The sequence below is a fragment of the Alteromonas nitratireducens genome (assembly GCF_040812025.1).
GTDB classification, from domain to species: Bacteria; Pseudomonadota; Gammaproteobacteria; order Enterobacterales; family Alteromonadaceae; genus Alteromonas; species Alteromonas nitratireducens.
This window is the reverse complement of record NZ_JBFNPK010000003.1, coordinates 16,397-39,552: the sequence shown is the minus strand read 5'-3', so window position 1 is coordinate 39,552 and position 23,156 is coordinate 16,397. Positions and strand designations below refer to the sequence as shown.

21 protein-coding genes are annotated in these 23,156 nt (G+C 51.8%); 8 read left to right on the top strand and 13 right to left on the bottom strand.

Translation table 11 applies throughout. The features are described from left to right. Positions 1 to 20: 20 nt before the first annotated feature. The 3 genes from AB1N33_RS04105 to AB1N33_RS04095 form a co-directional block, all read right to left on the bottom strand. Positions 21 to 422 carry a hypothetical protein gene (locus tag AB1N33_RS04105; protein WP_411270272.1) on the bottom strand — a complete coding sequence of 134 codons (402 nt, stop codon included), beginning with the start codon at positions 420 to 422 and terminating at the stop codon, positions 21 to 23. A 7-nt stretch (positions 423 to 429) separates the two neighbouring features. After that, positions 430 to 1,026, bottom strand: a complete 597-nt coding sequence (locus AB1N33_RS04100; RefSeq protein ID WP_411270432.1) for a DUF2238 domain-containing protein — start codon at positions 1,024 to 1,026, stop codon at positions 430 to 432. 151 nt (positions 1,027 to 1,177) lie between these two features. Next, positions 1,178 to 1,747 carry a hypothetical protein gene (locus tag AB1N33_RS04095; RefSeq protein ID WP_411270271.1) on the bottom strand — a complete coding sequence of 190 codons (570 nt, stop codon included), beginning with the start codon at positions 1,745 to 1,747 and terminating at the stop codon, positions 1,178 to 1,180. A gap of 164 nt (positions 1,748 to 1,911) precedes the next feature. Here AB1N33_RS04095 and thpR point away from each other — a divergent pair, with 164 nt between their 5' ends. From thpR to purU, 3 genes are all read left to right on the top strand, one after another. Then, positions 1,912 to 2,553 (top strand): RNA 2',3'-cyclic phosphodiesterase, encoded by a 642-nt coding sequence (thpR, locus tag AB1N33_RS04090; protein ID WP_411270270.1) that lies wholly within the window; start codon positions 1,912 to 1,914, stop codon positions 2,551 to 2,553. A 114-nt stretch (positions 2,554 to 2,667) separates the two neighbouring features. Beyond that, a complete protein-coding gene (locus AB1N33_RS04085) occupies positions 2,668 to 3,960 on the top strand; it encodes a M20/M25/M40 family metallo-hydrolase (protein WP_411270269.1) in 1,293 nt (430 codons plus the stop codon). Positions 3,961 to 4,090: 130 nt separating this feature from the next. Then, positions 4,091 to 4,945: a formyltetrahydrofolate deformylase gene (purU, locus tag AB1N33_RS04080; protein ID WP_411270268.1), complete on the top strand. Its 855-nt coding sequence runs from the start codon at positions 4,091 to 4,093 to the stop codon at positions 4,943 to 4,945. 27 nt (positions 4,946 to 4,972) lie between these two features. On the opposite strand, the gene AB1N33_RS04075 is transcribed toward purU, so the two are convergent. Then, positions 4,973 to 5,167, bottom strand: a complete 195-nt coding sequence (locus AB1N33_RS04075) for a hypothetical protein (protein ID WP_411270267.1) — start codon at positions 5,165 to 5,167, stop codon at positions 4,973 to 4,975. A gap of 100 nt (positions 5,168 to 5,267) precedes the next feature. Then, positions 5,268 to 5,480 carry a cold-shock protein gene (locus AB1N33_RS04070; protein WP_411270266.1) on the bottom strand — a complete coding sequence of 71 codons (213 nt, stop codon included), beginning with the start codon at positions 5,478 to 5,480 and terminating at the stop codon, positions 5,268 to 5,270. A gap of 409 nt (positions 5,481 to 5,889) precedes the next feature. Here AB1N33_RS04070 and AB1N33_RS04065 point away from each other — a divergent pair, with 409 nt between their 5' ends. Both AB1N33_RS04065 and AB1N33_RS04060 read left to right on the top strand, forming a co-directional pair. After that, positions 5,890 to 6,828, top strand: coding sequence for an ATP-grasp domain-containing protein (locus tag AB1N33_RS04065; RefSeq protein WP_411270265.1), 939 nt, complete (start codon positions 5,890 to 5,892; stop codon positions 6,826 to 6,828). Positions 6,829 to 6,921: 93 nt separating this feature from the next. Then, the gene (locus AB1N33_RS04060) at positions 6,922 to 7,161 is read left to right on the top strand and encodes a hypothetical protein (RefSeq protein WP_411270264.1); all 240 of its coding nucleotides are present in this window, start codon (positions 6,922 to 6,924) and stop codon (positions 7,159 to 7,161) included. On the opposite strand, the gene AB1N33_RS04055 is transcribed toward AB1N33_RS04060, so the two are convergent. Further along, positions 7,158 to 7,676, bottom strand: coding sequence for a YgjV family protein (locus tag AB1N33_RS04055; RefSeq protein WP_411270263.1), 519 nt, complete (start codon positions 7,674 to 7,676; stop codon positions 7,158 to 7,160). The genes AB1N33_RS04060 and AB1N33_RS04055 overlap by 4 nt on opposite strands. Positions 7,677 to 7,915: 239 nt before the next feature. Between AB1N33_RS04055 and AB1N33_RS04050 the strand changes: the two genes are divergently transcribed. Together AB1N33_RS04050 and AB1N33_RS04045 are read left to right on the top strand one after the other, a co-directional pair. Beyond that, positions 7,916 to 10,111 carry a M3 family metallopeptidase gene (locus AB1N33_RS04050; protein ID WP_411270262.1) on the top strand — a complete coding sequence of 732 codons (2,196 nt, stop codon included), beginning with the start codon at positions 7,916 to 7,918 and terminating at the stop codon, positions 10,109 to 10,111. Positions 10,112 to 10,265: 154 nt separating this feature from the next. Then, positions 10,266 to 12,185, top strand: coding sequence for a methyl-accepting chemotaxis protein (locus AB1N33_RS04045; protein ID WP_411270261.1), 1,920 nt, complete (start codon positions 10,266 to 10,268; stop codon positions 12,183 to 12,185). Positions 12,186 to 12,190: 5 nt separating this feature from the next. On the opposite strand, the gene AB1N33_RS04040 is transcribed toward AB1N33_RS04045, so the two are convergent. Both AB1N33_RS04040 and AB1N33_RS04035 read right to left on the bottom strand, forming a co-directional pair. Beyond that, positions 12,191 to 12,766, bottom strand: a complete 576-nt coding sequence (locus AB1N33_RS04040) for a hypothetical protein (RefSeq protein WP_411270260.1) — start codon at positions 12,764 to 12,766, stop codon at positions 12,191 to 12,193. A 138-nt stretch (positions 12,767 to 12,904) separates the two neighbouring features. Beyond that, the gene (locus AB1N33_RS04035) at positions 12,905 to 13,762 is read right to left on the bottom strand and encodes a hypothetical protein (RefSeq protein WP_411270259.1); all 858 of its coding nucleotides are present in this window, start codon (positions 13,760 to 13,762) and stop codon (positions 12,905 to 12,907) included. Between the two features lie 216 nt (positions 13,763 to 13,978). Between AB1N33_RS04035 and AB1N33_RS04030 the strand changes: the two genes are divergently transcribed. Next, positions 13,979 to 15,781, top strand: a complete 1,803-nt coding sequence (locus AB1N33_RS04030; RefSeq protein WP_411270258.1) for a cation:proton antiporter — start codon at positions 13,979 to 13,981, stop codon at positions 15,779 to 15,781. Positions 15,782 to 16,007: 226 nt separating this feature from the next. Here AB1N33_RS04030 and AB1N33_RS04025 read toward each other — a convergent pair whose 3' ends face one another. The 5 genes from AB1N33_RS04025 to AB1N33_RS04005 all read right to left on the bottom strand — a co-directional run bounded on the left by AB1N33_RS04025 (position 16,008) and on the right by AB1N33_RS04005 (position 23,139). After that, entirely contained in the window at positions 16,008 to 17,327 is a 1,320-nt protein-coding gene (locus AB1N33_RS04025; protein ID WP_411270257.1) for a 3-deoxy-D-manno-octulosonic acid transferase, read from the bottom strand. Between the two features lie 14 nt (positions 17,328 to 17,341). Then, entirely contained in the window at positions 17,342 to 18,790 is a 1,449-nt protein-coding gene (locus AB1N33_RS04020) for a capsule assembly Wzi family protein (RefSeq protein WP_411270256.1), read from the bottom strand. A gap of 199 nt (positions 18,791 to 18,989) precedes the next feature. After that, positions 18,990 to 20,276 (bottom strand): DUF945 family protein, encoded by a 1,287-nt coding sequence (locus AB1N33_RS04015; RefSeq protein ID WP_411270255.1) that lies wholly within the window; start codon positions 20,274 to 20,276, stop codon positions 18,990 to 18,992. Positions 20,277 to 20,416: 140 nt separating this feature from the next. Then, positions 20,417 to 20,749, bottom strand: a complete 333-nt coding sequence (locus tag AB1N33_RS04010; protein WP_411270254.1) for a hypothetical protein — start codon at positions 20,747 to 20,749, stop codon at positions 20,417 to 20,419. Between the two features lie 287 nt (positions 20,750 to 21,036). After that, positions 21,037 to 23,139 (bottom strand): TonB-dependent hemoglobin/transferrin/lactoferrin family receptor, encoded by a 2,103-nt coding sequence (locus tag AB1N33_RS04005; protein WP_411270253.1) that lies wholly within the window; start codon positions 23,137 to 23,139, stop codon positions 21,037 to 21,039. Positions 23,140 to 23,156: the final 17 nt, after the last annotated feature.

The following is a 23,156-nucleotide window of genomic DNA, read 5'->3' as shown; positions in this document are numbered from 1 at the left end:
CAGCTTTTCTGATTCAGACGCTAGCGTTCGACTTCCGCGACCATTTGTCTGGCAAGCAGCTCCATGCGTTCCAGTCCAATGTCAGCTTTGTGCAGGTAGGCGTCGTCAAACTGTGCAGGATTCGCCCAGTAACGGCCATTGATGTCACAGCGCTTTGCCAGTTTGGTTAACCCGAGATCCTGGAGTTCGAAGCCAAGGCGCGTCCATTCAGCAGCCAGCTTCCCCTCGGTGTCGTGTGATACCCTGCCTGCCTCTTTCACTTGCCGGACATAGGCACTGGTTTGGCGAGCCGCAATGATGACTGTGCGCAGTGCCTGCACGGACTGAGCTTTTCTTTTAGCGTTAGCACGACGCAGGTTCAGCAGCCACTGCTTCAGGTGCTTAACCAGTTCCCATAACGTCGTATCGGTAATGACATCCATCGGTATTTTAGTCGCCTGCTTTTGCCAGTCGGCTCAGCTGGCCGTCATGCACTTTTGATAACACAATCAGGGCGGAGATAGCGCCAATGAGCGCCAGCGCCATATCCGATTGCGTGTCCCACATGTAACCCTGCGTCCCCAAAAACGCCTCGGCGTCTTCACCGGTTGCCAGTGCGACCCACCATTCGATCAGTTCGTAAAATGCACTAAACGCAAGGCAGACCGACACAATCATCACATTTCTCCATACCTGACCATTGATGACGTGCTTGCGGATCAGAATTTCTCTGGCCAGCAGCGCCGGCACAAAGCCCTGAAAAAAGTGGCCGACCTTATCGTAGTTATTTCGCTCTGCCCCCCACAGCCCGTCAAACAGCGGCACTTCAGCGTAGGTATAGTGGCCACCTACCATCAGAACGATGCAGTGAAGCAGGATAAACACGTAAAGCAGTGGCGTAAGACGGAATGTCCGGTATGTGGCCGCCAGCAGCGCAAGGCCTGCAACTGCCGGCAGCACTTCCAAAAACCAGGTGAAGTAGTCCCTGGGATTAACCCCGGACCAGATAAATACCGCGGTAAAAATACCTAACCAAAGCCATTTAATGTGACAATACTCCAAGTAGTGCAGCGACATCAGACGCAAGCAATCCGTAACTGGTCACATTACTGTGCCGGGAACAAAAAGAAAAGTATCAGTGAAAGACACACCGCACTGCCCCCTAAACGGGCACAGTGCGGATGTTTATAGCGGCAGGTTATTGATTGCTGGCAAATTTACTCATGTCGCCATGTTTTAGCACGTGGGCCTGTTTGTATTGTGCTTCTGCAAGCTCATACTCATAGAACGCCCTGGCCATCTCGGTATTATTGTTAATCATTTCATAAGCCGCTTTGTACAGATCCCGCTTACGCTCCTGATATTCCCGCCCTTGGGCACTGGCAAGCGAATTGGAATTAAGGATGGTAGGATCATTCAATCCATTCGCCGCGGCTCTGAGTGTTTTCATCATTTCCTCATAGAGCCGCCAGGTAAATGCCGACAGACACACGGTTTTTCTAATTCGGGTACCTGTACGGATGACGCGCTCGCACTCAAACGCCAGATCCTTATCTTCAACATATTTATTAAAGGTCTGAATAAAGTGTTCTGCTTTGGCCATACGAATATCGTAGAAAAATTTCACCGGGCGTTCACCGGTAATTTCGATGACTTCAATATCGAATGACGGCGGTTCAGGCGGGGCTTTGTCAGACAATGCGTAGGTGATGGGAGCCACTGCTAAAAGTGAAAGCAGAGATACAACGTAACCAATGGTTCTTTTCATTTTTCTTTCCTTGAAAACTAAGTAGGTCCTATTAACCATAGTAACTGAATGAAGTTTGTCAAAACGATGGTATCAACACGCGCGTCTGATTAGCGTTATACTTGAACCCCTGCAGTGCAATCAGCAGGTACAACTCGCTGCGAGAATGAGAGGCAACATACTGTATGCGATGTTTTATAGGGCTGGATTTGTCCCCTACCGAAAAGTTATCGCTGGATAGCTGGCGACAGCAGGCGCTGCCTGAAGTCCTGCCGCGCGTGACAGAGGGTAGTGAATTGTCACCTGGCCGGCGCAAACAGCGTCGTGGCTCACAACCTCAGGGGCCCGCAACCCCCTACGCCATACCCGCTGCCAACTATCACATTACGCTGTGTTTTCTCGGCCACATAACACCATCGCAGCATGAACAGGTCATCGCTGCGCTGGACAACGTGGCATGTGAGCCCTTTGCGCTGACGCTGGATACCACCGGCATCTGGAACGGCCCGAAAATCCTGTTTGCGGCGCCGACGTCCCCTCCGCCGGCGCTGATGCAACTGGCGCGTGACAGCCGAAAAGCCGCCCGTCAGGCAGGTATAGAGGTGGAAGGGCGTGAGTACCGGCCGCATGTTACGCTTATCAGAAAGGCCGGCGTCACGTTACCACCACCGCTTTATCCGCCTGACTGCATGGTGTCAGCCCATGCCTTTCACCTGTTTGAGTCGGTGTCTGCCCCATCGGGCGTCACCTATCCTATCCGGCACAGCTGGCCGTTACAGGCAGCAACATCAGTACGTGAAAAGCTGCGACGGGGACTGCTTGACTGATCACACCGGTTAATCAGCGTGAGCGGTCGCTCTGTCGTATTCAGTTTGCACTTAAATTCGGTTGCACATACAGTCAGTAAACAGATTTACAGATCAGATAAGGTCGTCGCCAGTATGAAAAAAACAGCATGTCTATTGCTGCTGGGCGTATACGCTCAGTGGGCATTTGCCGCCCTCTCGCCAGCAGAAAAAGAGGTGGTTGCATATATTGATGCTAACCATAAGGAAGCCGAAGCGCTGCTGGAAAAGTCGGTGAACATAAACAGTGGCACCATGAACTTTGCCGGCGTCAAAGCGGTAGGAGAGCAGTTGATCCCTTACTTTGAGGCCATCGGCTTCAACGCCTGGTTTGAGGATGGTGCTGCGTTTAACCGTGCTGGTCACCTGATTGCGGAGCATGAGGGCGGCAGCGGTCCCAACATTCTGCTGATTGGTCATCTGGATACGGTCTTTGAACCGGACAGCCCGTTTCAGACCTTCACACGCCTTGACGACAAAATGGCCCGCGGGCCGGGTATCGCTGACATGAAAGGCGGCAATATTATTCTGCTGCAGGCATTACGGGCCCTTCATCACAGTGGGCATCTTTCTGGTATGAACGTTAAAGTAGTGATGACCGGCGATGAGGAGCTGAGCGGCGAGCCGCTGTCTGCGTCCAAGCAGGCGCTGGTTGACGCGGCAAAATGGGCAGACATTGCCCTGGGATTCGAAAATGGCGACGGTAATCCGGCAACGGCGAACGTATCCCGTCGCGGCTCGATTGGCTGGACACTGACAGCGACCGGCGTACCGTCCCACTCATCACAGGTATTTCAGCCAAAGGTGGGCGCCGGTGCTATTTACGAGCTTTCCCGTATTCTTCACACCTTTTATCTGGAGCTTAGAAGTGAAGACTTACTGACTTTCAACCCCGGTAAAATAATGGGTGGCACCACCGTCAGTCATGATGTAGCCAATAACAGCGGCACCACGTTTGGCAAGGACAATGTGGTCGCGGAAACCGCGATTGCTACCGGTGACATTCGCGCCGTTTCCGCGCAGCAACTGGCAAGAGTGAAAGCCAAAATGACCCAGATTGTCAGCCAGCATTTACCGCAGACCAGTGCCACCATTACCTTTGACGAGGGTTACCCGCCAATGGGCCCGTCTGAAGGCAACAAAACCCTGCTGACCATGTATAGTGCCGTCAGTGATGATTTGGGATTTGGCAGGGTTGGCCCGGTCAACCCGCTTAACGCTGGTGCCGCCGATGTGTCATTTACTGCCGGGTATGTTCAGATGGCGCTGGATGGTCTTGGCATGGGAGGCACCGCCGGCCATACGGTCAATGAAGCCGCCGATATGACCACACTGTCCTCTCAGGCCAAGCGCGCGGCCGTGCTGATGCTGCGTTTGCAGGACAAATAGCCGGTCAGGCAGGCATGACAGCATGTTGTGCCTGCCGCTGGACAAAATGGAAAGTCAGGGCGTTTGCCCTTTACTTTTAAGGCGTACGCCGATAAAACGGACAGTCCTATTCGATTATTATGTCACCGCCATGCAACAGACGTATCGCCTTGTCATTGACTGCCCGGATCAGGTTGGACTGGTCGCCCATGTTTCACAGTTTCTTGCCGATCACGGTGCGTCCATTGTTGAGGCCAGCCATCATACCGACCTGACTACCGGACGCTTTTTCATGCGTCATGAAATCAGAGCCGATTCCATTAAGCTGGATTACCCCAGCTTTGTTGACGAATTTGCGCCGGTTGCCAATGAATTTCAAATGCAGTGGAAACTCAGCAACTCCGAACACAAGCAGCGGGTTGCCCTGCTGGCCAGTCTGGAATCACATTGCCTGGTGGATATTCTTCATCGCTGGCATACCGGTGAGCTGCACTGTGACATCCCCTGTATCATTGCCAATCACCCCCAGATGAAGCAGTTTGCAGACTGGTATAAGGTGCCGTTTCACTGGGTTGATTTTAAGGCGCTGGGCAAAGAGACGGCCTTCGCCCAGATTGCCACGCTGCTGAATGAGTATCAGATTGACCTGACCGTTCTTGCCCGCTTTATGCAGATTCTGCCAGATACCCTGTGCGATGCATTACGCGGACGCGCCATTAATATTCATCATAGCTTTCTGCCCAGCTTTGCCGGTGCCAGGCCTTACCAGCAAGCCTACGACCGGGGTGTAAAACTGATTGGTGCCACCTGCCATTACGTGACAAAAGATTTGGATGAAGGCCCGATCATCGAGCAAAGTGTCAAACGCATCAGCCACAGCGACTCAGCCGCTGACATGGTTCGAAAAGGCAAGGACTGTGAAGTCACCGCGCTGGCACACGGTGTACGCTATCACCTGGAGGACCGGGTGATTATTCACCAGAATAAAACGGTAGTGTTTGCCTAGTCGCGTTAACAGATTAAAAGGCGCTGGTTATGCAGTAGGATAACGGCTGTTTGAAGAGATGCCCAACAACCATCCAATAAACTTCTTGGTTTCGGCATTACTGTTAAATTGAATATTTTTTTTAGATTTAATGTCAGTAAACACAACTTCATTTTTATTAACCGATATATTTGAAACCGGCGGAGACGCATTCACAAACTTTGTATTTTTGTATATTTTCATGATTTTTCTTTATTAAATTAGCAGTTAAATTCACCATTAATTTCATTATCAATAACTGTACTTAAAAAGGCCGGAATTATCCGACCTTAACGAGAAAGCGTTAGCCTAATAAAACATTGGTAGCTTGTAATCCTTTCTGTCCTTTTTCGACATTAAACGTAACTATCTGTCCTTCACGAAGGGTTTTAAAACCCTCAGATAGAATAGAGCGATAGTGGACGAATACATCATTGCCGGTATCGTTCTGAGTCAGAAAGCCAAAGCCTTTCTCTTCGTTAAACCATTTCACAGTACCAGTGACTGAATGAGACATAATATGACCTTTTAAATTAAACAACGGTGGAATCTCACCGCCAAAAACGATAGATACAACCAGGCTAGTAAAGCAGCTGTATGTCAATAAACGTCTTTAATCTAAAAAAGAGGGGTCAAGAGAAAACAATGCAGTAGTAGGAGGCGTTTTAATTATCTAACGCCCGGCAAGACTACGCCGTAAAATACTTCCTGTCTACTTTTATTTCACTTACTTTTTAACCATAAGAAAAATAGAAAGTTATCCTGAAAATAGTTACCCATTTTTTATATTCGCCAACTAACGGGTCCTCCCACTGCCGCTCTGACTTATACGACAAGGAACCAAACCTTCCGCATTCAGGAAGTCTTTCTGGTATTCTTGCCGCCACTGACAGTTAACTATTCGCTAGAGTTAGGAGCAGCCTCGTATGGGCAAAATATACGTCTTGCACGAAAATAACGATTGGACCATTCATCTTCAGAACCGGTTAGATGAGTTAGCCCTGCCCTATGAGATGTGGCATCTGGATGAAGGCCATATCGACTTGTCGGCGCCACCGCCTGAGGGCGTATTTTACAATCGCATCAGTGCCTCATCACATACCCGCGATCACCGCTACGCACCGGAGTTTACTGAGGCGGTGCTGGCCTGGCTTGAACGCCACCAGCGGGTTGTGATTAACGGTACCCGTGCGTTACGCCTGGAAGTCAGCAAGGTCAATCAGTATATGGCGTTGAATAGTGCCGGTATCCCTACGCCAAAAACACTGGCCGCTGTTGGCAAAGCGCATATTGCGGATGCCGCACAGTCGCTTGGTATGACGCCGTTTATTACCAAACACAACCGCGCAGGCAAAGGTCAGGGCGTGCAGTTATTCCAGTCTGTCGACGCCCTGCAACAGTATCTGGATTCTGCTGCGTTTGATCAGCCGGTCGACGGTATTACGCTGATCCAGCAGTATATTCAGGCACCAGAGCCATTCATCATTCGCCATGAATTTATCGGTGGAAAATTCTTTTACGGTGTCAGAGTCGACACCTCTGAAGGGTTTGAGCTGTGTCCGGCAGATGCCTGTTCCATCGAAGACCGGTTCTGCCCGACCGATGGAGCCAGTGACGCCCCGAAAGCCAAATTTGAAATTCTCAACGACTACCGTCCCGCATTTATCGATGATTTCGAAGCGTTTCTGACCGACAACAATATTCAGGTTGCCGGAATTGAGGTCATCACCGACAAAGACGGCAACTACTACGCGTATGACGTAAACACCAATACCAACTACAACTCTGACGCTGAAGCTAAGGCAGGTAAATTTGCCATGCTGGAGCTGGCCAGGTACCTCAAAGCCAGACTCGACGCGCTGTGACAGCAAAACGCTGCCATTCCCTGATGTAAATCAACATCTGACGGCCTGCTTTAAACGATACTGGTGATCTCACAGAATGATGAGGTCACCGGTATGACTGACAGGCAAACACTGCGACTGATGAAAGCCGCCATGGTTATTGGCATTGTGCTGATTATTGCCGGCCACTACATTGTGAGTTATTCATCGCTGCCGGAGGTGTGGGGTGTTAAGGGCTTTATGCTGGGGGCCTGCATGATGGCCGTGGGTCTTGCGATGTCGTTGCCCACCAAAATGTACCTGACGTTTATCTTTGTGAAACGCGAAAACGACAAACGCCAGGCGCAGGATTAGGGGGCCATTCGCACAGCGTTGCGGCGCAGCCGCAGGTAGTACCAGGCATTAGACGCTGCGAACAGGGCTTCGGTCAGTGCCACGCCCCAGGACTGTGTGATAAGTCCGTACAGGGTAAACAGTCCCGACCCGGCGACCATGCACAGGCGCAGTTCTGGCTCACGGCAGTATAACTCACCAAACCGGTAGAAAATGAACGTCAGCATGGGCAATATTTCAAGCCAGCCCTGATTGATAGTATGCAGGTTAATCACACCGATCATTACCGACATCAGGGTAATCAGTACACCCGTCAGCGCACTGTTCAGCAATCGTTGGGTCGCCAGCCGGTAGCTGGTGCAGCCGCCCGCGACCAGCATGACCAGCATGCCGCCCCACGCCTGCATATACAGCATCAGCAGCGCCATCGACAGACACAGACTGAGATTTAACAGCAGCAGTTTCTTTTCGGTATTCGACCAGAACGAAAGTACGGCGAGCATGACCGGCAAGCCGTGCAAAATAATGTCAGCCATGGGCAGTATCACTGTGAAAATGAAGACGAATCGCGCGCAGTGTACTCCCGTCTGTTTTTCACGCAATCCTTTTTTCAACACTTTGTGACATTTTTTGACAACACCACGGGTGACGCGGCATTGCCTATTCAACCGATGTCTGGCAGGTTTATAAGATAAAGGGCATTTTCGACGCCTTGCCAATCCTCTACACTGGCAAAACACCATTACTATAACGACAACGACATCCGGGAAATACCATGGGAAAATTTAAAACTTCAATGACGGCCCTCGCCGTCGTTCTGGCGCTGGGAGGCTGCTCTGAGCAGAAGGCTCCGGCAGAATCTCAGGCCCAACAACCTGCGGCACAAGCATCACAGCAGGCGGAAGAATTCAGCAATGTGCTGCTTCAGGAATTCAAAGGGCCCTACGGTGGGGTTCCGGCTTTTGACAAAATGAAGCTGGAAGACTTAAAACCGGCACTGGAAAAAGGCATGGAGCTTAACCTGGCCGAAATCGAGGCAATTGCCAACAACCCGGAGCCGCCGACATTCGACAATGTGATTGTCGCAATGGAACGCTCAGGCGAGGCACTAAGCCGTGTGTTTCGTTATTGGGGTATCTGGAGCTCAAACATGTCGAGCCCCGAATTCCGTCAGATTCAGGCAGAGATGTCGCCCAAAATTTCTGCTTTCTCTTCCAAAATCACCCAGAACGAAAAACTGTTCGAGCGGGTTAAAGCCGTCTATGAATCAGATGAGATGGACAGCCTGACCGATGAAGAAAAACGTATCACCTGGCTGACTTACAACAGCTTTGCGCACAACGGCGCAACGCTGGAAGGCGACGCGAAGAAGCGCTACGCAGACATTAACCAGGAACTGGCTACCCTGTACACCAAGTTCTCTAACAACATCCTGGCTGATGAAGAAAACTATGTCACCTTCATTACTGAAGAGCAGCTTGGCGGCCTGCCAGAAACCTTTATTAAGGCTGCAAAAGCCGCTGCTGCAGACCGCGGTGAGCCTGACAAGTACGCGATCACCAACACGCGCTCGTCAATGGATCCGTTTTTGACCTATTCAACCAACCGCGAGCTGCGCGAAAAGGTCTGGCGCACGTACTACAACCGTGGTGACAATGGCGATGAGTTCGACAACAACGACATCATTAAACAGATCCTGAAACTGCGTGATGAGCGTGTTGCTCTGTTGGGGTACGACAACTATGCCGAATGGCGTCTGGAAGATCGCATGGCGAAAAACCCGGACAATGCTATGGATCTGATGATGAAAGTCTGGCCGGCTGCCATCGCCCGCGTAGAACAGGAAGTGGCGGACATGCAGGCCGTAGCGGATGCTGAAGGGGCCAACATTACCATTGCGCCATGGGACTACCGCTTCTACGCAGAAAAAGTACGCCAGGCAAAATACGACCTTAATTCCAATGAAGTTAAAGAATATCTGCAGTTAGATAAATTGCGTGAGGCCATGTTCTATGTAGCAGGTCGTCTGTTTAACTTTAACTTCACGCCGGTTGAAGAAGGCAAAGTGCCGGTATTCCATCCTGACGTGAAAGTCTGGGAAGTGACTGACAAAGACTCTGGCGAGCACATCGGTCTGTGGTACCTTGATCCGTTCGCCCGTAAAGGTAAGCGTTCGGGCGCATGGGCCACCACGTACCGCTCTTACACCACGTTTGATGGTAAAGAAACGGTACTGGCGTCAAACAACTCTAACTTCGTGAAAGGACCTGAAGGCGAGCCTACACTGATTTCATGGGATGACGCAGAAACCTACTTCCACGAGTTTGGTCATGCCCTGCATTTCCTGTCAGCAGATGTCGCTTACCCAACGTCCCACTCTGGCGTGCGTGACTACACCGAGTTCCAGTCACAACTGCTGGAGCGCTGGCTGACCACAGACGAAGTCATTGACAACTATCTGGTGCATTACAAAACCGGTGAGCCTATTCCTGATGAGCTGGTCGCTAAAATCAAGAAAGCGGCCACCTTTAACGAAGGCTTCAAAACCACCGAGTACATGGCATCTGCCATTATGGATCTGAAGTACCACACCACGGATCCGGAAAACATTGACCCGGATACCTTCGAGCGTGAAGAGCTGAAAAAGCTGAACATGCCTGAAGAAATTGTCATGCGTCACCGCTCACCGCACTTCGGTCACGTGTTCTCTGGTGAAGGTTACGCCGCCGCGTACTACGGCTACATGTGGGCAGAAGTACTCACAGCCGATGCCGCCGAAGCGTTTGAGAATGCGCCGGGCGGATTCTACGATAAGGAACTGGCTGACCGTCTGGTGAAATACCTGTTCTCGGTCAGAAACGCGATGGATCCTGCGGAAGCTTACCGCAAGTTCCGTGGCCGTGACGCCAAGGTTGATGCACTGATGCGCGACCGTGGTTTTCCGGTTCCCGCCGCTGACAGCGACGACTAATCGCCTGTGACCCAACGCCGCTCCATTGAGCGGCGTTTTTCTTTTAAGCCTCCTGCCCGTCTGCCGATAAGGACAAGACGGTCGTTCTGTCTTACTATTGTCTGAGCAGTCCACGACTGCCCGCATTATTTTCTAACCAACCTGGTCGGAAGGCATGAGTTTGCGTACGTTCAGTATTAAACAAAAAATCATTTTTTCACTGGTGGTTGCCGTACTGGCGGCATCGGTACTGGTGGGCTCCGCGAGTCAGTGGATTGCCCGGGATTTGGTTACCGAAAAGGTAGAAAATATCGAATTACCCTCGCAGTTAAAACAGGTGGGTAACCGCGTTGACCGTGAAGCCAGCGTCATGGTGTCGGTGGCGCAAAGTATTGCCTCAAACCCGCAAATCATTCAGTGGAGTGCCCGCGGTGCCGACGCCGAAGGTGAACGTATGCTACTGAGCTATCTGCGCCAGGTAACCGACTTTAATGATCTGACCGTGGCGTCATTCGCCGACCGGGAAAGCTACAAATACTGGAATCAGGAAGGCTTTCTGCGGGTGCTCAGGAATGACGAATATGACGGCTGGTTCTTCGCATACAAGGACAGCGGTGAGCCCATATCACTCAGTTTATATAACGAACCCGGGCAGGGTTACCGGTTGTTCGCCAATTTCCAGCAGGTAAACGGACGGGGTATGTCTGGCGTGGCAAAGTCAGTCGACGAGCTGCTGGATATTATGAACAGCGTGAAAATTGCGAAGTCCGGCTTTCTCTATCTTGTTGACGGTGACGGTAATGTCATTGCGCACCCGAATACCAGCTTACTGGGCAAGGCCAAACTGCGTGACATCACCGACACCCGCACTGCATCGGCCTTGTTGGGCAAGCGGGAGTTTGCCATGGCAACCACAGACATTGATGGCGAAGAGACACTGGTTGCCAGCACCTACGTGACCTCTGCAGGCTGGTACGTGGTTGCCCAGGTGCCACGTCATGAGCTGTTTACCTCACTGAATCGCAGCAGCCAGCTGATGATTATCTGGACGCTGGTGATCGCCGGCGGCTTCGCGGTACTGGGGATCTGGCTGGCAGGCAGTGTTACCCGTCCGATTGAACGTCTTGCAGATACTTTTCAGGAACTCGGTCAGGGCGAAGGGGACTTATCCAAGCGCATCGACGTCCCGGGGCAGAAAGAAACCGCCCGCCTTGTTACCGGGTTTAATAACTTTATCTCTAACCTGCATGCCACGATTTCGTCCGTCGCCAGCACAGGTAAAGCGCTGACAAGCCATGCCTCGGATGTGGCCCGCCAGTCGCATACCAGCGCCGACATTACCCAGGCACAGCGTGACAGCACGATGCAGGTCGCCTCCGCGCTGACGCAAATGGGCAGCACGGTTCGCGAAATTGCAGAGTCGGCCACACGGGCCGCACAGCGAGCGCATCAGGCCAACGACAATTCGTCCGCTGGCCGCGCTCTGACACAAAAAGCGGTTAATGATATTCATACCCTGTCACAACAGGTCACTGATGTTGCCGGTGCCATTGAGGCGCTGGATGAGCACACCAGCGAAATTGGCAGCATTCTGGATACCATTCGCGGCATTTCAGAACAGACCAACCTGCTTGCGCTGAATGCGGCCATAGAAGCCGCGCGGGCCGGCGATCATGGCCGTGGTTTCTCGGTTGTAGCGGACGAAGTGCGCAGTCTGGCACAGCGAGCAGCCGAGGCCACCGATGAAATTCAGACCAAAATTGATAAGTTTCAGGTTGATTCACGCCAGGCGGTAACGAAAATGCGCGCCAGCCAGGCCCAGACCGGCCATGTGGTTGACGCCACACAAAATATTGATCAGTTGCTGAATGATATTGCCACCGAAATCGCAGGAATTAATGACATTAACACGCAGGTCGCCACCGCGACTGAACAGCAGTCTATTGTGATTGAAGATGTCAGCCGTAATATCAACGAGATCAGTGGTAGCAGCGAAGATAATCTGGCCGCAATGAAGTCTCTGGTTGCGGTGAGTGAAAAACTGGATGCGCTGGCAACCGAACTGCTTGTGCAGGTTAACCGCTTTCGCCTTTGACCGGTTCAGAACGCCACAGAATAGTGCAGTGACACCTGATTATCCTGGTTACGTTTCCACGGCAGGCTAACGGTCGCATCGTTATCGGACCAGGTCTGGTGCAGTGCGGCCAGCCTGATGGACTGATTTTCGTCGGTATCCAGCGGCATTTCCATATACACACCACTGGTCTGGCTGGTTGGCAGATTCAACTCATCGCCCATCGGCAGTGCAATGCGATGACGAGGCTGGGCTTTATGCATCAGTCCCACCCGATAGCCGCTTTGCTGCCACCAGGCGATAAACTCCACCGACCGTGTCTGTACCTGCTGGCGAAGGGTGCCAAACTGAAGGGTACCGCGATTGTAATGGGCAACCGCTTCAACATTCCAGACTGAAGAAATATCTTTGGTGAACGATAGCTGATACTGGCTCTGACGGCAGCCTTTAAATGAAAAGCGTTGTTTTTCCATGGCCACTTCGATATCGGCTTCGTCCTGTACCAGGGTTTTCAGCCAGGTGACCGGGGCCGGTGATGCAGCACACATGCTCGATGCTGTCGCCATCATCAGACTTAATGTCAGTGTTTTGATTTTCATCATCAACCCCCTCGGTCTCATTCAGCATTGCTGCTCTCACAAAACCCAGTATAGGTTAAATAATATTCAGAAAAGGTATGAAGAACGATTCACAAGAATAGGTTTTGACCATCACTTAGCCAAAAGTGACGTTAAAAAACGTTATATATCAGGAACTAACTCAATAAGCAGTGCGGGTTGCGTATCATCTGCCTCCTGGCTGACCCAATAGCTGCCAGACGGTGACACACAGATACCCTCAGCCTGACGGAAGCCGTCAAGCGGCCACACGGTGATGACCCTGAAGTCTTCACTGATACGTGCGAGAAAGGCATCAAAATTACCAAACGGATCGCTGCGATAGCCAATGACGGCAAACTCGTTACGTACGCTATCCCAGTCGGCGCCGGTAATCACTCCTGGCAGCCCGGTGATCCGGGCCGAAGGGCGCAACTGACTGATATCCTCACCTGGTGCGAAGATGTAGACCCTGGCGTCATAACTTGCCCAGCTCTTTGAAAACAGCAGCAGCTTACCCTCTTTCGCCGTTAGTGCCTCTGCATCGAAATCATGGGCATACGAGGTATTGCGGGCTGGCGTGTTGTCGGCGTAGCCAACGGGGTAAACCGTTTCTTCCTTACTGGCACTGACCTGAATAACAGACAGGTTTTCGCGGTTTCCGTGGTTGTTACCGATGTCTGCGACAAACGCGGTATCCCCTATCATGGTGACCGCTTCCCAGTCGTGATTACGCGCGTGAAGCAGGCGCACATGCTCAACATCCCCGCGGGTATTGATGGTGTATAGCAACGGTGAGTTGCCCGAGTCGTTGATGGTCAACAGCCGCTCGCCCTGACAGAACAGTCCCGACGTTTCACTGAGCGACGGCGGCAACGTCACGCGCTGACGCTCTGTTAACGCAGGTAAATTTTCTGCCACCGATGACACACAGCCTGACAGCATAGTCCATAGCACAATGGCCGTTGTCAGTTTCATCCAGTGCGATGCGGACTTAATCATGGTTACCTGTGTTGTCAGTCGAACCCTGCGAACGCTAACCGCAGGAAAAGTAAGGGTTAAATCTTACACAGGTTTCCGATATAAGGAAATCACTTCATCCGGGCCTTTTTTGATCCTATCCTTAGCTTCATTGGTTCTAATACCTATACTGTTGTCAGGCACTTGCCTGACACGTACAACATCAACCCAACGGAATTACCCTAGAAGGACATCACATTGTCAGATCCACTGGTCTCACTGGTTATGGTCGGGCTGCTGTCTATCAGCTGTCAGTTTCTGGCCTACAAAATTCGTCTTCCTGCCATTTTGCCCCTGCTTGTCACCGGCATCCTGGTCGGGCCGGTTTTCGGCATACTGAACGCTGATGCGCTGTTTGGCGACCTGCTTTTTCCGGTCGTTTCGTTGTCGGTGGCCATTATTCTTTTTGAAGGGTCGCTGACACTCCGGTTTTCTGACATCGCCGGTCACGGCAATATGGTGAGAAACCTCTGTACCATCGGGGTTGCTGTGACCTGGGTGGTCGCCGCCGTAGCTGCACACTACACGCTATCATTGTCGTGGCAGCTCTCATTTCTGTTCGGGGCTATCGTCACCGTCACCGGCCCCACCGTCATTGTGCCCATGCTGCGCACCGTCAGGCCGCAAACCAACCTGTCGAACATTCTGCGCTGGGAGGGGATCATCATTGATCCGATTGGCGCACTGCTCGCGGTACTGGTGTTTGAGTTTATCGTGGCCTCTCAGGAAGCGGCTATTTCGCACACGCTGATTACCTTTGGCAAGACCATCGGCATTGGCAGCTTTCTTGGCATTGCCGTGGGCTACCTGCTTGGTATTGCATTGCGTAAGGAGATGATCCCGCATTACCTTCAAAATACCGCCGTGCTGACGGTCATTCTTGGCGTATTCGCAGCGTCAAATTACGTCGCCCATGAATCCGGCCTGCTGGCGGTCACGCTGACCGGGATCATGCTGGCCAATATGAAAGATGTCGACGTGGAAGACATTCTTGAATTCAAAGAAACGTTGAGCGTGCTGTTGATTTCCGGGCTGTTTATTCTGCTGGCAACGCGACTGGATCTGAACTCGGTGGCAGCGCTCGGTTGGGGCGTTCTGGTTGTACTGGTTGCCATTATGTTCATTGCGCGGCCGCTGTCTGTGCTGGTGTCGGCCATTGGTACCGGACTTAACCTTAAAGAGCTGGCTCTGCTGTCATGGATTGCGCCGCGCGGCATTGTTGCCGCTGCGGTGTCCGCACTGTTCTCGCTGAAACTGGAAGAGATTGGTTATGAGGGTGCCAATATCATTGTGCCCATTGTCTTTTTGGTCATTATTGCCACCGTGGTGGTGCAAAGTCTGACTGCCAAAACCGTGTCGCATCTGCTGGGTGTGCGTGCTCCCGCACCAACCGGCTTTTTGATTTTTGGTGGCAGTAAGTTTAATCGCCTGATGGCCAAAGAGATGCAGAATCAGGGCATTAAAGTGTGCGTGGCAGACACCAACTGGGACGCGATACGGGAAGCAAGAATGATGGAAATCCCCGTGTATTTTGGCAACCCGATGTCAGACCATGCCGCCCGCCATCTGGAAATGGGCATATTCGGCACTGTGCTTATCATGTCGCCGTACAAGCAACTCAACCCCATGATTGCCTATCACTTTGAATACACAATGGGTAAAGACAAAGTGTGGGCACTGACGAACAACGAGCAGTCAACACGTCCCAGTCACCAGGTCAGTGAGCATTATGCGAAGAAGCTGACATTGTTTGACGAGGGCATTACCTATGGCTTTCTTGCCTCTGCGGTCAGCCGCGGGGCAACCGTAAAAACCACGCGTCTGAGTGAAGAATTTACCTTTGAGGATTACCTGGAAAAGTACGGTACCCGCACCACGCCGCTGATCGCCATTGACGCCGATGGTCGTATTCACACCTTCGTAAAAGGCCGTGAACTTAAGCCGCAGTCTGGCTGGCGCATTATTGGATTGATTGAACCCGAAAGCGAAGAAAGTGTGTGAATTGCACCCTGCCGGTAAGGCAGGGTGCTTCTCCCTGGAAAACGAGTAAGCAAGTGTAGTGTGACGCACTACATTATTGTTGATGTTTTACCTGCGTTACGCCGTCGGCAATGTAGTTTGCAAAGGTCTTGCCAATCATATAAAGCAAATAAAAACAATAACTTACATTTTTTCGGCTAAGGGCAAAACCGGAATTCCGGCACATTTTTGTGCATCACTGCCCCATTCAGGGGTTCGTTTTTTGTTCAGCCAGTACATGACTGATGCATTCAAGGGTTTTTGCCAGTGCCCCCTGATTTTCAGTCAGCACCTGCCTGCCTGCCTTTCCTGCCTTATCAGCGCGGTCAGGCTCATCCAGCCAGGTCTGACATTGTGCTGTCAGGCTGGCTGCATCAGATATCAGTACCAGCGCACCACGCTCTATCAGGATGGCGCAGATCACCGGGTTATTATGAATACTCGGCCCCATGACAACAGGAACGCCGACTGCCGCCGGCTCAAGGGCGTTATGTCCGCCACGCGGTGCAACAGAGCCGCCGACAAACGCAACCGTGGCCACCCGGTACGCCGCGTTCAGCTTGCCCATTTCATCGACCAGTATGACCTGACAGTCATCTGGCACCGATGAGGCCTGGCTGGTTCTGACATAACGCAGCGCGCGTTTGTCCAGCAAACCTGCCACATCATCAAAGCGCTGCGGATGTCGTGGCACCAGAATGAGCATTACCTCGTGCCCTGCCGCATTCAGTGATGCGCAGGCATCCAGCAGCAGCGCTTCTTCCGGCTCATGCGTGCTGCCGCCGACGATAACCGGCTTAGCTCCCTGCTCCAGCCCCATAAAGGTCTCGTCCGTGTCCGATGCCCCTGCTGCGACCTGATCAAACTTGATATTTTGTGTCAGCGTGAGCTTGTCTGGTGTAATGCCTAACCTCAGATAGTTCTGATAGTCGCGCTCTCCCTGGGCACAGACATGGGTCAGGTTGTGTAGCATGGGGGTAAATAATGCGCGAATTTTGGCGTACTGTCTGGCCGACCTGTCTGTCATTCGGGCATTAATCACCATTACCGGCCTCGCTTGTTTTCGCGCGGCGCGAAGCAGATTAGGCCAAAGCTCCACTTCTGTGATGAAGATGGCGCGCGGTGATAATCGCGTTAGCCAGGCAGAGATAACGCCCGGAATGTCGTAGGGCAGATAACAGTGAGTGACGGTATCGCCGAAAATCGCCCTGACCCGGTCAGCGCCGGTCGCCGTTGTTGTGCTTATGGTAACGGGCACATCCGGTTCACGTTGCATCAGGGCTTTGATAACCACCGACGCGGCCACCACTTCGCCCACTGAGACACAATGAAACAGATAGCCATCCTTCGGACTGTTTGCAGGCAGACGCCCCAGGCGTTGTATGAGCCTTCGTGCGCTGTCCTGGTCAGTGACACCGGCAATCAGCAAACGGAGGATTGTGACCGGACAGACAAGCCCGAGGATCAGCAGACTATACCCAAAACGGGCAAGTCGCTGGGGCAGCGTTTCTGACGGATGGTTACGCATAGAGGATCCGGGTGTTACCACTGATAGTTCAGTGACAGGCGCGTCTGGTTATCTCCCCAGGGATCGCGCGCCACAAACAGAGTCAGTCCAAGAATGCCGTTCTCAATGACCTCACTGTAGGTGGTTTCCAACTGATAACCGGTATCGAAGGTGATGCGGCCGTCGTCCTCGGTACGGATAACCGACAGGCGGGTATCCACATAACGTTCAGGGCTGATTTCCCAATGTGCACTGACACTGTGCACCGAGCCTCCGGGCGCACGCTGTTCGTTGACCTGTACTGCCCCCCAGTGCCCCATGACAAGGCCGTCATTCACATAGCCGTCACGGTAGATATGGTGTACATACCATAAATCCGTCCAGTGATTGAATTCAAAACGTAACGCCAGATTGTCGGTAATATAGGGAGCAAAGATGCCAAAGCCGGTAGTGGTGTTGCCCAGCTTATAGTTTTTTTCCCCTTCGGTATCCTCACCGCCGTACTCACCATAGATTTCCAGCGGCATTCCCCAGTCAGCGTGGTAACGGAAAGTAATGGATGCCTGCTGGTTACCAAACTCGTAATTAGGATCGCCGCTGCGGTCCTCAATGTTGTCCTTGCCCGCCGGGTTAAACAACGCATCAACGAAGTCGCCAAAACCGGCCTCGCGCTGTCCACCGCCAAACTGCAGAGTACGGTTAACCCCAAAGGTCCAGTTTTCAAATGGCGAGATGCTGATATGGACACCTGCGTGACGCGGTTTGCCCGGGAAAATATCATCGCCCAGGCGAATCTGGTCTACCTCGGTCAGTTCGCTGTAAAACACTTCATAGCGAATATTCCAGTCGGAGATAGGCCGTACATTACTCAGGGTGACAGACGGCGCGGCTTTCGCGTTAGTGCTCATCAGCATGGCACCATGTTTGAACGGTGAATACCAGTGTTCGCGAAAACCAATATCAAGCTGCGCATACTCATGACCAATGCCAATAAAACTGGCCGTTGCCCGAAAGTCATCGGTGTCGCTGTACACGCCACCCGCAGACAACAGCAGATACTCAGAGGGCTGATAGTAGCCTGTCAGGGCAATTTCATACGCGCTGTCGGCGGACTTACCTCGGGCATTTGGCAGATACCCGGGCGCATCGTCAGACACAGCAACTTCTGCGCTGGCCAGCGTTACACCGGCGCCCTGCTGGTAACGCGACAAATACTGCGACACCCGCTTATACAAAACAGGGTGTGACTGTCTGAGTTGTTGCAGCCTCGCCTGAATATCCGCCACTTTATACGGCTTAATCAGCGCATTGCCGGTTGTCAGGGCAATAACCCTGTCAATTTCAGCTTCAACACGCACAGACTGCTGCAGTGGAATGTAATTAGACACACCTGACGCGGCCCACGCAGGCAGAGTCAGCCATGCTGAGCAAAGCAAAGCAGTAAGGGCAGCGCGCGTGTTAACGGGAAATAAGCCTGATCCCATCTGGATATCCTTTTATGCGATAACTGCCGGTCTGTTACCGGCACTCAACTTCTGCGCGGCTACTGCGCGCTCACAGTGGTATGTCACGCCGCTAAGATACACGGATTGGCGACTTTTTTCATCCTCGCGCGCACACGACAGGTCAAATAAAAAACCACGCCAAAGCGTGGTTTTATCGTCATGACAGGTAACGCGATGGTTAAATCTGCTTAACCAGTTTGCCATTCGCCAGGATCTGCCGGTCAGCGACTTCGATGGTCGTTTTATAGTTACCTGCTTCGCCCATCTCAACCATTTCCAGCTCAACATACTGTTCGAGCATCGGTGCCAGTGCCGGCATAGCTTCAGGGGCGTTTTCATCCAGCGCAATATTTATAATGCCGCGAATTTTCTCGCTGATTGTACCCTGCTCAATGGCAGCCATATCGAAGCTGTCGATATCAAAACGGGCATCGGCATTCACTTTGGCGCCGTCATAAACAAACGCCATTTTCTCAACCGACATGACCAGCGGGTTTTTACCCAGCATTGCAATGGTGCTGGCAATAGCTTGCGGGTCTTCCATATCCGGCGTTGATTTAAAGCCCGACAGATAGGTCATTGCGTCCTTACCCATGCCTTCAAAGCTAAACGTCAGCTCAGTATCGCTGAGCGTGGCAGGCGACGGGCCTTCAGCGTTAAAGTGCGCAGACTTGATTCTATAGCGAAGACCAAACCGGCCATCCTCACGCTGCCAGGTGTCGGTGGACACCTGCATATCTTCAATGTTGATGTGATTGCCTGACGCTGGCGCATCAACCTGAATCTGCTTGATATTGAGCCCGGTTTCACCGGTATACAGCAGGCCTTCGAGGTAAGACACATCGCCAAACACTGTCACGGCATCGACCGTCATCGTCACCTGATCGATATGATCATTGATTGTTACGCCATCCCACAAGCCGTCAAATGTACCGCTGGCGTCTGACAAATCCGTATTGCTGGTCAGGGTCATCGGCTTAAGCTCAACGCTGCCCTTTTCGAAGTTAAGGGTAAACGGCGCAGACGTAAACTTCGATGTCATTGTGCCGGTCAGCGCATTAATGGTAGAGGCCATGGTGTAGCTGAAACCATCAAGCTTATCTTTCACCGCCAGCGACACCGGATCATCGCCCATCGTGAACTCGCTGCCACAGGTGATGAACAGCGGCATCAGGTCACACTGATTGGTAATGCTGACGCTGACAGGCGCATCGAGGATGAACTCCGGGTCAATCTGGTCAATCATGGCCTGCGTGACCGTGAAAGTGACTTTGTCGGTGAAGGAAAAAAAGTTCTGCTGAGTGATGTCACGGCCAATGGTCATGCCAATGTCATCGTACACGGGCCTGAACCTGGCAATCTGGTCATCAATTGACTGTTTGTACTGTTCCTTGGTGTACCAGGTGGCACCCGCTCCGGCGGCAACAAGTAGTCCCGCAGCTATAGCAATGCTGGTAATACGCATGAAAGCTCCCTTTAAAGTTATTACGTTCCCTGTTTCGGAAACACGCCGCAACAGACTACATGGGAAGGCGCCAGATGAGAAGCCGTAAACAGTAAATCCGACATTTCAACGCTATGTGGGAAACAGCCGGTCTGATGAAACTAGCGGTCGAAAAAGGCCTCAACCAGTTCGGCGAGTGTTTCATCCAGCTGCGTTTCAAAATTATCGATATCGACGCTGAATGCCGACATGAATTTGGCGGCCTGTGGACGTGAGATAGCCGAGCCCTTTATCTGAAATTCCAATTCGGGGAGTGACTTGTCGTAACGGGGCTTAATGATCCAGCGAATAAAATGGCTGTGGGTATTTTTAATCTGCTGCTTCGCAAAGGTGCAAAAGTCTTCGGCATAATTAATGCCCTCGGGTCCAAGGCATCCCGGCTCTATGCGATAAAGAACAATCAGCTTTTTATAAAGGGGCAGACTGGTTTCCATGTAACCCGCTCATCAACAACCCTGGTAAGTGCAGAGTATTATTGAAAGTGCGCCGCTTTGCCAGTCGGCTTGTTACTGTAACAGGGTTTACGGAATTAGGGCGACGACCGTCTTCTGAAGTTATGAGGCCGACATTTTTTGTACTAGCTAAGACTTGAGCTGACAGTTACCCGTCTTTTCAGATGGCGCTACTGGGACGAGACTTAAAAAGTGAGACAGGCTGAGAGATATCGAAGCAGGGTGGCAGCCCTGCTCCACATGAACCTGAAACGACCGCCTTATCTGATTCAGAACCGATAAGACACATTCGCTGACAACGTTCTGCCCGGCTGTGTAAACTGACCCACATCAGTCTCTGAAGGTAGCCCGGCAATTCGCTCATAAGGCGCATACGCTTTGTCCAGCAGGTTCTCAATAGCCAGGCTGAGTTGCCAGTTTGTGACGGAATAGGTTGCAAAGACATCCACAACACCGTAACCAGCACTCTGGATTAACGGGGAGCCTGCTTCATCTTCCGGCACATCACTCATCGCGTCCGCTATTCGCCAGATACCCGATAAAGCCCAATTGTCAAGCTGATAATTCAACGCCACATTGCCCTGAAACGGACTGATAGTGGCTAGAGCCTGTCCGCTATCTTCATTCGTGCCATCGGTATATATCGCCGCCGTCGATATGTTTAAATTATCATTTATATGGTATCGAGCACTTACTTCAACGCCCTCAATCGTCGCGCCATCAAGGTTTCGATACTGAATGACAGAACGCATCACGCCCGGAATAAAGGTTGGTTCAGTACCGGTTTGTACTGATTCAATAAAGTCATTAAAGCGGGAATGAAAGGCATTAAACTGCATGCTCAGATCATTCCCCTGATAGCGAATACCGGCTTCGTAGCTGTTACTTGATTCTGGCTCGAGGTCTGCATTTGGTAAAATGGCATAAAAAGGTTCCACACCATGACTTTGATATGCCTGATCATGCGGTGGAATTTTGAATCCCCTGACGTATTGCACATATCCAGACCAGGTATCAGAAAATGCGTATTTAACTGCCAGCTTCGGAGATAGCGCCCATTCAGTTATATCCTGTAGCGTCACGTCCTGATAAAGCGGATCTGACTTCGCACGTAGCTGGTAGTAATCAAGTCTGGCGCCGGCAACAAGTGCAAGTTTACTGTTGGCTATCTGAATGTCGTCTTGCAAAAACAGTCCTGCCATAAGTGTGTCTGCGCCGGGGAACGCCTTTTGCCGTTCGTTTTCGAACGCCACTGTTGTATCTGCGTTGATGCGGGTCTTGCGTCGTGGGCGGGACGAATCATAAACGTCGACATCCATTCCATAAACCAGGTTGTGCGTGACGTTCCCGGTCTCTGTCGTTTTTGAAAACAGGCCTCGTAAGCCCATGATATCCTGTTCAAAACCATAGTCATTGAAGTCGGTATAACCGCGCGGGTTAAACCGTACCTGATCGCTCTGTTGATCATAGCGTCCGAAGTAAAGCTGATAAGCTGCGCTGTCGTAAAAGGCGGTAGCGACGTCGCTTTCATAGTCAAAACTGAGTGCCCAGTTCACATCCTGGTTCTCGGTCGCATTCGTCTGAGGGTCAATCACCTGTTCAAGATCCTGGGAAAAGTAATCCAATGTCAGTTTGAACTGGCGCTTGTCATCGAGTTGTCGCACCGACTTTAACAACAGTGCTGTCGATTGCGCTTGTTGACCCGGCAAGGTTTCATTAAAATTCTGAACTTCATTGCCATTGCGATAGGAGAAAACTGCACTGTGCGCCCAGTCTCCACTGCGCACGGCAGCACTCCCCCCCGCTCGCCATTGCTCACTGGTGCCGGTATAACCCGCATTCATTTCAGCGTACTTATCGCCGTCCGAAAGATAATCATCCGGATCTTTGGTAGTAACAATGACAATCCCACCCAGCCCATCAGATCCGTATAGCGAGGAGGCAGCTCCCTTCGCCACTTCAACCTGCCGAATGCTGTCAACGTCAAAGTAATTGCGTCCAACGACAAAATCGCCCTGTGCTGCATAAGCATCATTCACCCTGCGACCGTCTTTGATATAGACCACCCGGTTACCGCCAATCCCCCGAATAGTGACCGTTTGCGGTCCACTGCCACTCCCCGTAGTCGCAATACCCGGATCATAACGAAACATGTCAGCAACACTTGCTACCAACTGACGCTCGATGGCCTCTTCGGTAATCACTGATACACTGCCAGCCACATCTTTGAGTTTCTGTTCCACACGGGAACCACTGACCACCACATATTCTCCATCGAAGGGTTCTGCCAGCGTTGTCCTGGCATTCACAGCCGTTGAAACACTCGTCGCCAGGGTAGCAATAGTAAACATTGCCGGGAGGGATTGGTTCATTCTCGTCCACCTCTAAT

Bases quoted from the DNA above. Each gene is read 5' to 3' on its own strand.
- AB1N33_RS04105 (WP_411270272.1), bottom strand. From the start codon at position 422: ATGGATGTCATTACCGATACGACGTTATGGGAACTGGTTAAGCACCTG.
- AB1N33_RS04095 (WP_411270271.1), bottom strand. From the start codon at position 1,747: ATGAAAAGAACCATTGGTTACGTTGTATCTCTGCTTTCACTTTTAGCA.
- thpR (WP_411270270.1), top strand. From the start codon at position 1,912: ATGCGATGTTTTATAGGGCTGGATTTGTCCCCTACCGAAAAGTTATCG.
- AB1N33_RS04085 (WP_411270269.1), top strand. From the start codon at position 2,668: ATGAAAAAAACAGCATGTCTATTGCTGCTGGGCGTATACGCTCAGTGG.
- purU (WP_411270268.1), top strand. From the start codon at position 4,091: ATGCAACAGACGTATCGCCTTGTCATTGACTGCCCGGATCAGGTTGGA.
- AB1N33_RS04075 (WP_411270267.1), bottom strand. From the start codon at position 5,167: ATGAAAATATACAAAAATACAAAGTTTGTGAATGCGTCTCCGCCGGTT.
- AB1N33_RS04070 (WP_411270266.1), bottom strand. From the start codon at position 5,480: ATGTCTCATTCAGTCACTGGTACTGTGAAATGGTTTAACGAAGAGAAA.
- AB1N33_RS04065 (WP_411270265.1), top strand. From the start codon at position 5,890: ATGGGCAAAATATACGTCTTGCACGAAAATAACGATTGGACCATTCAT.
- AB1N33_RS04060 (WP_411270264.1), top strand. From the start codon at position 6,922: ATGACTGACAGGCAAACACTGCGACTGATGAAAGCCGCCATGGTTATT.
- AB1N33_RS04055 (WP_411270263.1), bottom strand. From the start codon at position 7,676: ATGGCTGACATTATTTTGCACGGCTTGCCGGTCATGCTCGCCGTACTT.
- AB1N33_RS04050 (WP_411270262.1), top strand. From the start codon at position 7,916: ATGGGAAAATTTAAAACTTCAATGACGGCCCTCGCCGTCGTTCTGGCG.
- AB1N33_RS04045 (WP_411270261.1), top strand. From the start codon at position 10,266: ATGAGTTTGCGTACGTTCAGTATTAAACAAAAAATCATTTTTTCACTG.
- AB1N33_RS04040 (WP_411270260.1), bottom strand. From the start codon at position 12,766: ATGATGAAAATCAAAACACTGACATTAAGTCTGATGATGGCGACAGCA.
- AB1N33_RS04035 (WP_411270259.1), bottom strand. From the start codon at position 13,762: ATGATTAAGTCCGCATCGCACTGGATGAAACTGACAACGGCCATTGTG.
- AB1N33_RS04025 (WP_411270257.1), bottom strand. From the start codon at position 17,327: ATGCGTAACCATCCGTCAGAAACGCTGCCCCAGCGACTTGCCCGTTTT.
- AB1N33_RS04020 (WP_411270256.1), bottom strand. From the start codon at position 18,790: ATGGGATCAGGCTTATTTCCCGTTAACACGCGCGCTGCCCTTACTGCT.
- AB1N33_RS04015 (WP_411270255.1), bottom strand. From the start codon at position 20,276: ATGCGTATTACCAGCATTGCTATAGCTGCGGGACTACTTGTTGCCGCC.
- AB1N33_RS04010 (WP_411270254.1), bottom strand. From the start codon at position 20,749: ATGGAAACCAGTCTGCCCCTTTATAAAAAGCTGATTGTTCTTTATCGC.
- AB1N33_RS04005 (WP_411270253.1), bottom strand. From the start codon at position 23,139: ATGAACCAATCCCTCCCGGCAATGTTTACTATTGCTACCCTGGCGACG.